The 8,881-nt window shown below is 68.9% G+C and carries 7 protein-coding genes; 6 read left to right on the top strand and 1 reads right to left on the bottom strand.

Annotated features, from left to right (window positions below):
- Positions 1–471: 471 nt before the first annotated feature.
- The 4 genes from ACFWX1_RS09795 (at position 472) to ACFWX1_RS09780 (ending at position 6,382) form a co-directional block, all read left to right on the top strand.
- Positions 472–3,306 carry a LuxR C-terminal-related transcriptional regulator gene (locus ACFWX1_RS09795; RefSeq protein ID WP_378385719.1) on the top strand — a complete coding sequence of 945 codons (2,835 nt, stop codon included), beginning with the start codon at positions 472–474 and terminating at the stop codon, positions 3,304–3,306.
- Positions 3,307–3,647: 341 nt separating this feature from the next.
- Entirely contained in the window at positions 3,648–5,045 is a 1,398-nt protein-coding gene (locus ACFWX1_RS09790; protein ID WP_378385717.1) for an OFA family MFS transporter, read from the top strand.
- A gap of 135 nt (positions 5,046–5,180) precedes the next feature.
- The gene (locus tag ACFWX1_RS09785) at positions 5,181–5,465 is read left to right on the top strand and encodes a LuxR C-terminal-related transcriptional regulator (protein WP_378385715.1); all 285 of its coding nucleotides are present in this window, start codon (positions 5,181–5,183) and stop codon (positions 5,463–5,465) included.
- A 32-nt stretch (positions 5,466–5,497) separates the two neighbouring features.
- Complete coding sequence (locus ACFWX1_RS09780; protein ID WP_378385713.1) at positions 5,498–6,382, top strand: hypothetical protein; 885 nt, start codon at positions 5,498–5,500, stop codon at positions 6,380–6,382.
- 255 nt (positions 6,383–6,637) lie between these two features.
- Here the strand turns inward: ACFWX1_RS09780 and ACFWX1_RS09775 are convergent, their stop codons facing one another.
- Complete coding sequence (locus ACFWX1_RS09775) at positions 6,638–7,333, bottom strand: hypothetical protein (protein ID WP_378385711.1); 696 nt, start codon at positions 7,331–7,333, stop codon at positions 6,638–6,640.
- 338 nt (positions 7,334–7,671) lie between these two features.
- Here ACFWX1_RS09775 and ACFWX1_RS09770 point away from each other — a divergent pair, with 338 nt between their 5' ends.
- Both ACFWX1_RS09770 and ACFWX1_RS09765 read left to right on the top strand, forming a co-directional pair.
- Positions 7,672–8,535, top strand: coding sequence for a Scr1 family TA system antitoxin-like transcriptional regulator (locus ACFWX1_RS09770; RefSeq protein WP_378385709.1), 864 nt, complete (start codon positions 7,672–7,674; stop codon positions 8,533–8,535).
- Positions 8,532–8,741 (top strand): DUF397 domain-containing protein, encoded by a 210-nt coding sequence (locus ACFWX1_RS09765; RefSeq protein ID WP_378385707.1) that lies wholly within the window; start codon positions 8,532–8,534, stop codon positions 8,739–8,741. Before ACFWX1_RS09770 ends, ACFWX1_RS09765 begins: the two co-directional genes overlap by 4 nt.
- The last annotated feature ends 140 nt before the right edge of the window (positions 8,742–8,881 follow it).

Raw genomic sequence — 8,881 nt, 5'->3', positions numbered from 1 at the left:
CGGGGGTGCGGCGTCCTCGGGTCGTGTCGCCTCGCCGACCTCTTCCGTTCGCCGACCCCCCCCCGGCCGACGCCGCACGACCCCGCCGCGAGTCGCGAACGGTTACCACGTTCGCGGTGACGTCCGGAGGTTTTGGTCATAGTGTTCCCGGAACCGGTGCGCTACAAGGAAAATGAAAGACATTCAGGGTTTCCCGTTGACCGGTAGCCGCACCGCATTCCGGTACGGCCACGGGTGATTTTTCCGCCGGGGCAAGGCAAGGGGCGAGAGGGATATTTTCACGCTTCGTTACCAGGCCTGGCGGGATCGACCTGGGGATCGTCCTTCTTGCGGCGGCAGCTGTCGGGCAAAGGGGGGAGCAATGGCTCCGCTGAGTAGTCGTCGCGCGGCAATTGGCAACCGCTCGGGGTGCCCGTATAGTGCGAATGGTGGCAGGAAGTAAAACGATTTACCGGATGGACGGGTAGCGCCGTGCCCGGCACGGAAGCAGGCCCGCCCGCGCTCGCCCCGGTGCTCGACCGGGCGCTCGGGGGCAGCGCGCGGATCGTGGTCGCGCGTGGGGTGGCGGGCATCGGCAAAACGAGGTTGCTCGACGCGACGGCTTCGGCGTTGCGGGCGCGTTCGCGGGTGCTGACCGTCCACTGTGGCGAACTCGGCGACGCCTCGGATTTCGGTGTGGCCCGCGCGTTGTTCCGGCCGGTCCGGGCAGTGGTCGAGAACGACCGCTCCCGCGACGACGTGGCGTGTCGCGCATTGGCCGGTCTCTATTCGTCGAAGGGGTTCGCGGGCTCCGCGACACTCGGTGAGGCGTACCCCGCTTTGCAGGGCCTGTATTGGCTCGCGGCGAGCCTGTTGGCCGAGCGGCCGTTGACGCTCGTCGTCGACGACGCCGAGCTGTGTGACGAGCCGTCGATGTGGTGGCTGGACTTCCTGCTGCGCCGCGCGGACCGGCTGCCCCTGCTGGTGCTTCTCGCCCGGCGGACCGGCCGTGCCGGGCCGGGGGCGGCGGGCCTTGGCGGGCTCGCGGCGGATCCGCGCTGCACGGTCATCGACCTGTCGCCGCTGACCCCGTCACAGGTGCACGAAATCCTGCGCGAATCCCTGCCCGCCGGCCCCGACAGTGTTTTCACCGCCGCCTGCGCCCAGGCCTCCGGCGGGAATCCCCGCGCCCTGTGGCGGCTGATCGGCAGGCTGCGCGAGGAGGGCGTGACGCCCGACGCGGCGGGAGCGTCCAGGGTGGCGGAGCTGAGCGGCGAAGTCGTCGGGCCGATGATCGTCGCCAGGCTCGACGGGCAGCCCGAACACGTCCTCGAGGTCGCACGCGCCGCGGCGATCCTCGGCACCCGCAATCTCGACCTGGTCCCCGTGCTGAGCGGAGTGCCGCCGCGGGTGGTGGACAGCGCGGTCTGGGTGTTGCGGGAGCTCGAACTCGTCTCCGGCGCGACCGCCGATCTCGGGAACGACATCCTGCGCTCGGCCGTGCTCGGCCGCCTGACCCCGCAGGAGCGCGTCCGGCGCCGCGCCAGGGCAGCGCGCCTGCTGAACGAGGCGGGCCGTCCCCACGACGACGTCGCCGAACAGCTGGTGCACGTTCCGGGGCGCACCGAGCGATGGATGGTCGGCGTGCTGCGTGGCGCCGCCGAGCTGGAACTGGGCCGCGGGCACGCGGAGGTGGCGCTGCGCTACCTGCGGCACGCGCTCGACGGGGACGACGGGACGTCCCGGTTGCCGCTGCTGCTGGATTCCGTCGGCCCGCTGGGCAGGATCGATCCGCCCGCGGCGCTGCGGGTGGTGCGGTCGGTGCTGCCCGAGATCCGGGATCCCCTGCACCGCGCGCGGATCGGGATCACGGCGGGGCGGCTCGCCGTGCGCGCGGGCCGGGCCGCCGAAACGGTGCCCCTGCTCGCCGGAACGCTCGAACAGTTACGGGCGAGCCTGCCGTCCGAACCGGACGACGCGCAGCGGGAACTGCTGACATCGGCCGAGGCCACACTGCTGCTGACGAGCGTCGTCGAGGAGTCCACAGTGGACACCGCGGCTCGACGGGCACGGGCGGTGGCGCACCCGGCCGGGCACACGGAGGCCGAGCGGTCCCTGCTGGCCGGGCTGGCCGTGGTCGCGCTCCAGCAGGGCGCACCCGCGGAAGAGGCGGCCGCGGCCGCCCGTGCGGCGCTCGCGGGCGGCGATTCCGGCGCGGCGGGCTTCACCGAGTTGTGCGCCGGGGGAGTACTCCTGGCCGCCGACGACGTCGATGGCGCGCAGGAGGCGCTGACCCGGCTCGTGGACCACAGCAGGCGCGCCGACCCGTGGATGTACCTGCAGGGACTCACGGCGCGGGCGTTGCTGCGCTCCCGGGCCGGGGATCTCGCGCGGGCCGCGGTGGACGCGGACACCGCGCTGCGGTTCCGGCAGGATGCTCCCCGCCTCCATTCCTTTGTGGACCTCGTGCGTGCGCTGGTGCTGCTCGAACGCGGCGAAGTCGACGAAGCCGAAGCGGCGCTCGGCCGGTTCGACGAGAAGCCGGCAAGCCGCTTTCTTCTCGCTTCGGCGGTTTTCCTCGACGTGCGGGGCAGGATCCGGCTGGCGCGTGGTGATCTGCGGGGCGCGCTCGCTTGCTTCGAAGAGGGTTTGAACCTCTCCGGCCGATCCACCGGCAACTTGACCGAGCCGCTGAGATGGCGCCCCGCCATGGTCGAGACGCTGACCGCACTGGGCGACCATGACCGGGCGGGGGAACTGGCCGAGCAGGAGCTGGTATCGGCGGACCGGTGGCGGACGCCGAGAGCGCGCGGGGTCGCGTTGCGCGCGGCCGGGATCGCGGCGGGCGGCGCCCGGGGCCGGGAACTGCTCGCGGAGGCGGCCGGAATCCTGACCGCGTCGCCGGCCCGGCTGGAACTCGCGCGCACCGAATTCGTGCTCGCCCGTTCCCTGCTGGCGGCCGACGACAAGGAAGGCGCGCGGAAGTACGCGCGCCGGGCGCTCAATCTCGGTACGGCGTGCGGTGCCACCGCGCTCGCCCGCGAAGCGAAATCCCTGCTGAAATCGGCGGGCGGTCGTGCCCGTTCGATTCCTGACACCGTGTTGTCCGGAATACGCACGGAAATTCTCACCGCGACCGAATGCCGGGTGGCCGAACTCGCCGTCCGCGGGCGGCGGAACAACGAAATAGCGGAAACGCTCTTCGTGTCTCCGCGCACGGTCGAGTTCCATCTGCGGAACATCTACCGGAAACTCGATGTGGTGGACCGGAAGGACCTCGCCGCCCGGTTGCGGCCGGTGAGCAGCGTGGAGAACTCGGCGCACTGAGTTCGCCCGTTCGCGCGACCGGCTGCCGCCAGCGTGAGGCAGCCGGAAAGTATTGCTGCGCAAAGACTTGATCGAGTCGTCTTCTCGCTCGCCGGACCGCGTGGGGACGAAGTGCGCGGCGAGGCTGTCCACAGTGGTCCGACCGAACCCCGCCGGCCGGGCGGGCACGGGGGTTAAGCGGCCGGTTGCCGGGAACCGTTGACCCGAACGGGGCAACAACCCTAGGTTCGTCTCATCGAATCCGGGTGACCGAACAGGCCTTCCGGAGCGGATTTACGAAACCGCATGCACATTTTCCCGCACCTTTCCCGAGTGCGAGATCCATCGCGAAAGAGAATCCTATGGCCGCAGTCGTAGCGGGCTATCGGGAGATAGCCGACGAGAACGGGCGAGTTTACCGAGTGGGGGAAAGTCCCCGCGACATCATGGGCAGGTCGCGGGCGTGGATGGTCTGGCTGCCCTGGATCGCCATGATGGCGGTGAGTGTCTTCGAGTACGGCTTCGGCGCGGTCGAGGAGACGCTCGAAGCGAAATACCAGTGGTCGACCGCCGAAGCGTTCTGGGTGGCGGGCATCTGGGCGGCGTTGCAGGCGGCCGTGGCCTTCCCGGCCGGACGCCTGCGGGAGAAGAACATCGTCTCCGCACGCGCCGCGATGCTGGCGGGAGCGGCGTGCTGCGGGATCGGGTTGTTCTCCCTCGCGCACAGCGGAAACCTGGTGGTCGCGTTTCTCGGCTACTCCGTGGTGGGCGGTGCCGGTGCCGGACTGGTGTACGCCACGTGCATCAACATGGTCGGCAAGTGGTATCCGGAGAAGCGGGGCGCTCGTACCGGGTTCGTGAACGGCGGGTTCGCCTACGGCACGCTGCCTTTCCTCGCGATCTTCGCCGCGTTCCTCACCAAGGACAACTACACGCCGATCCTCGATCTGATCGCTGTCTACATCGTCGTCGTGGTCGGCCTCTGCGGCTTCCTGTTCAAGGACCCGCCGAAGAGCTGGTGGCCCGCCGAGGTCGATCCGCTCGCGTGGAGCAGGAACAGGGCGAAGGGGACCGGCCTGGCGAAGAACCCGCCCGCGGTGCGGCAGTACACGCCGCTGGAGGCGATCAAGACCGGGATGCTCCCGCTGATGTGGGTGTGCATGGTGTGCATCGGCGTCGTTTCGCTGTTCGGCATCAACTTCATGGTCGATTTCGCCAAGGAGAGCGACTTCGGGGCGTTGGTCGCCGCTTCCGCCGCGGGGGTGCTGGCGGTCGTGAACGGTACCGGGCGGGCGGCGGTCGGCTGGGCCTCCGACCGGATCGGCCGCAAGCAGACCCTGATCCTCGTGCTGCTGATCGCGGCCGTCGCGCAGTTCGGCCTGCTGTGGGCCGGGAACACGCACAACGGCGCGCTGTTCATGGTGTTCGCGTTCCTCGTCGGCTTCGGTGGCGGCGCCTTCTATCCGCTGTTCGCCGCGCTGGTGCCGGACTACTTCGGAGAGAACAACAACGCTTCCAATTACGGTCTGCTCTACAGCGCGAAGCTGGTCGGCGGTATCGGCGGTGGCGGGATCGCGGCCTGGGTGGTCAGCGGGATCGGCTACACCGGCGCGTGGATCCTCGCCGGGTGCATGTGCCTGTTCTCCGCGCTGCTGGCGTGTTTCCTGCGGCAGCCGGGCCGTTCCTCGGGGCCCGAGCCGTCGCTGCCCGCGGAACCAGCCGATGCCGTGTTGCGGCATGAAGTGACGACGAGTGGCTGATCACTCGGGCCCGGAAGTATTTCGTCCGGGTCCCGAGCGGAACCGGCGCCGGTGTGGTTTTCCCTTTCCGGCGTCGGTTTCGTTCCGCTCTCGAGGAGCCTGGAAAGGCTCGTGCAAAAGAAAGGGGAGGTGTTCATGACCTCGTCGGTGCGGGAGCACCCTTCGGCCGGGCGGGCGGGTCGTCCCGCGTTGAGCCCGCTCGCCGCCGATGTGCTGGCGGGCATCGCCGCGGGGTACTCGACCGGCAGTCTCGCCGGTCGCCTCGTGCTCAGCGTCCGTGGTGTGGAATACCATTGTTCCCGGCTGATGCGGCTGCTGAAAGCCGCCAATCGGGCGGAAATGATCGCGCGCGCCTACACGGCCGGAATTCTTTCCGCGGACGAGTGGCCGCCCCGGGTCGGCGAGGAATTCATTCATTGATCATCGCGGTCCGATCGGCTACGTTACCCGGCATGAAACGTACTTATCTCGGAATTCTCTCCGCGCTCGCCGTCGCGGTCGTCGTTCCCCCTCCGGCCGCCCAGGCCGCGCCGGCCCCGGACGGCTGGGAGACCATCGGCGACGGGATGACCTCGGGGGCCAGTGGTATCGCGGTCCTGAGTCAGGGGCAGGGCACCATCGACGCGCTTGTGGTGCGGGACAACAAGAAAACCGGCGAGAACCGGGCGGCCCGCGTCCGGATCGCCGGTGGCAAGGTCGCCGGGGTGGACGCGATCACCTGGTCCGGCGAGGTCCCGGTGGACCTGGAAGCGGTGGAGGCGGTGCCCGGTCGCGCGGGGGAGTACATCGCGCTCGCCAGCAAGGGCAAGGGTTTCCACTTCAAGCTGGAGGGCGGGACCGCGCGGGTACTCAAGACATTCCCGTTGCCGGAGGGGAAATCGGGCGACAACTACGAGGGCTTCGCGCTGAAGTCCGTGTCGGGCAAGCTGTTCGCGGTGTGGGCCGACCGGGGTCAGGACAGCAGGCCGGCGACGCTCTACTCGGCCGCGTTCGATCTCGCCACGCTGTCCTTCGGGAAGCCGGCGTCGGTGGAGTTTCGGGTTTCGTATCCCACCGCCAATGTGCGGCACGCCTCCGACGTCGAGATCACCGAGGACAATCGGGTCCTCGTCTCCTCGGCCTCGGACCCCGGGGACGACGGCCCGTTCGACTCGGCGGTGTACGCGGCGGGGACACTGGGCGCGGACGGCGCGATCACGCTCGCCGGGTCCCCGGCGAGGATCGGCGACTTCCCCGGCCACAAGATCGAGGCGCTGACCTGCCTTTCCGTGTCGTGTGACCAGGTGTTGTACGGCACCGACGACGAAGCGCACGGCGGCTGGGTCCGCGTCGTCTGACCTGGTCTGTTGACGATCTCTTTACCTCCCGTTACGCTCTGCGTTAGTTAGGAAGTCTGCTTTACAAACAGGTCGTGCATCTTCAGCCGATGCCGGCCTCGCGGATCCCGGTGGGCCAAGGCGGATCAGCGCTCTCGGCTGTGACAGGTTCTCCGCGGCCACGAACGGCGGGCTGTGCCTGACCGGGGTGCCGGGCCCGGCACCGAGCGCCGCGGCTGCTCGTCCCGCGAGCCGCGTCGCCGTCCGTTTTCCCGGCTACGCCGTGAGCAGGCGGATCCATGCCTGCGTCGTGGTCTCCTTGTTGGTGATGGCGGCGGGTTTGTAGGCCTGCGCGCAACTCCCTTCGCTGTGCCGGATCACCTCGTCGAAGAACCAGGCGGAGCCGGCGACCGCGAGGACCGCGCTGGTCTCCTCGAGCGCCCGTTTCAGCTCGGGGGAGTCGAGGATCCGGAACGTGTGGACGATGGAGGCCCCGGTCACGCCGTGCTCGTCGTAGTTGATTTCGCCGGCGTGGACGGCGAGCCTGAGCCGGATCTGCTCCTCGGCGGGATGGATCTTGTTGTGCCAGGCCAGCGCCGTGAGCAGCGTGCCGGGAAGATGGTCGGCGAACAACGTCTTGGGGATCTCCGCGGGGGCGAGCACCAGCACGCCGTCACCCCTGTCCTCGCGACGGCACGAGTCCCAGGGGATGCCGGCGGAGTCGAACGCGTACCGCATCGCCAGGTACAGGCCGTGGCGGATCCGCACCATGTTGGTGTTGTTCCTGGTGTGCCGCCCGAATCCCTCGATGTCGACGGTGACGATCGTGCAGTGCGCCGTCGCCGACCGGACTCTCTCCAGCCGCTCCGCCGCCGCGCGGAATTCGGCGTCTTCGGGTGCGGGTAGTGCCGTTTCGCCACAGCGTGACTCGGGCACCGGCTCGGCGTCGAGCCGCTCCGAAGTCGGTTCCATCTTTCCTCCCCGGCAACACAAGAACTGTCCTCGGCGACGACCAGTGGGGCGACGAGGGCAGAACGTCCGTCGATCTCGTACGGACTCCTCGGGGGCCGAGCGGCCGGGAGCTGCCTGGGTGTGTCGGGTGTCCGCAGCGTGATCGCCGCGACTCGGTGAGTCACTACGGACGATAAGGTCCGGGTGAGTGGTGCCGCTAGAGTCCGTCGGCCATCGTTCGGTTACCGTAACCAAACGATGTAGTGATGCATGTGCGGGTGCGAGGACTGTGGTGTTGTCTGGTTGTATACTGGATGAGTCAACCGAGGGCTGCACCGGCCTTCGACGAGGGGAGTGACATGTCGACGCTGACCTCGCCCGTCGTCGCGGCCTGGGAACTCGCTCTCCGCTTGCGCAGGCGCCGGGAACAGGTCGGCATCGAGGTCAAGACCATCACGCAGACGCTGGGCTTCACACGCAACTACTGGTCCGCCGTGGAAAACGAGCGCAAGATCCTCTCCGAGGAAAGCCTGCTCCGGATCGTCGAACTGTTCGAGTTCGATCGCGAAGAGCGTCAGGAACTCATCGAGCTGCGCGCGACCGCCAAGGAACATGGCTGGTGGGTACGGTATTCGGGTCTCATCAACGACGACCTCCAGCGGCTGTACGGACTCGAGTACGGGGCCCAGAGCGTTCGGACCTACGAGAACCTGCTCCTTCCCGGTCTCCTGCAGACCGCCGAGTACGCGCGGGCGATCATGACCCCCGACGTCACGGTGCGCCAGGTCGAGGTCGATCAGCTCATCGAGGCACGGCTGCGGCGGCAGGAGCGGTTCACCGGTGAGAGCCCGCTCCAGCTGACCGCGCTGATCAGCGAGGCCGCCCTTCGGCAGCAGATCGGCGGCCCGGAAGTCCTTCGGCAGCAACTCGAGCACGTCGTCGACATGCTCGTCGAGCACCCGGATCACCTCGAAGTACGGGTGATCCCCTTCACCGCGACAGCGTGTGGGCTGTTCGGTGCCGCGACCGTGCACCTGATCGACTTCGACAGCCCGCGGCTGCCCACCGTGGCCTGGCAGGAAACCGTTACCACGCAGGGCATCATCGACGATCCCACTCAGGTACGCGACCTCACCATGACCTATAACGACGCTTTTCGGCACGCGCTGACCAAACAGGAATCGCTGGCGTTCATTCGTCACCGTATCGAGGAACTGGCTTGACCGACACCATTTCACGACCCTCTCCGCGGAACCGGAAAGACTGGTTCACGAGCAGCTACAGCAACGCCACGGGAAGCTGCGTGGAGGTGAAGCTCATCGCGGGCGGCGTGCTCGTCCGCGACAGCAAGGACCGGCGCGCCGAGCCGCCGGTCATCGCCCTCTCCGCGAACGGCTGGACTTCTTTCCTGCGCGCTGTCCTTCAGTGATTGCCGCGCCGGGCACGTTTTCGGCGGAGTGGGGGGGGGGGGGGGGGCGGGGGGGGGGCCCCCCCCCCCGGCCCCCCCCCCCCCAGGGAGAGCAGGGGGCGGGGCGGGTTGGGCTAAAGAGGGGGGGGGCGGGGGGCAGT

Origin of the sequence: Amycolatopsis sp. NPDC059021, from assembly GCF_042739895.1 — a bacterium.
In the GTDB taxonomy this organism is placed as follows: Bacteria; Actinomycetota; Actinomycetes; order Mycobacteriales; family Pseudonocardiaceae; genus Amycolatopsis.
This window is presented reverse-complemented; position numbering and strand designations above follow the sequence as displayed.

Excerpts from the sequence above, each read along its gene's own strand:
- ACFWX1_RS09770 (WP_378385709.1), top strand. The coding sequence starts at position 7,672 with ATGTCGACGCTGACCTCGCCCGTCGTCGCGGCCTGGGAACTCGCTCTC.
- ACFWX1_RS09775 (WP_378385711.1), bottom strand. The coding sequence starts at position 7,333 with ATGGAACCGACTTCGGAGCGGCTCGACGCCGAGCCGGTGCCCGAGTCA.
- ACFWX1_RS09790 (WP_378385717.1), top strand. The coding sequence starts at position 3,648 with ATGGCCGCAGTCGTAGCGGGCTATCGGGAGATAGCCGACGAGAACGGG.
- ACFWX1_RS09785 (WP_378385715.1), top strand. The coding sequence starts at position 5,181 with ATGACCTCGTCGGTGCGGGAGCACCCTTCGGCCGGGCGGGCGGGTCGT.
- ACFWX1_RS09780 (WP_378385713.1), top strand. The coding sequence starts at position 5,498 with ATGAAACGTACTTATCTCGGAATTCTCTCCGCGCTCGCCGTCGCGGTC.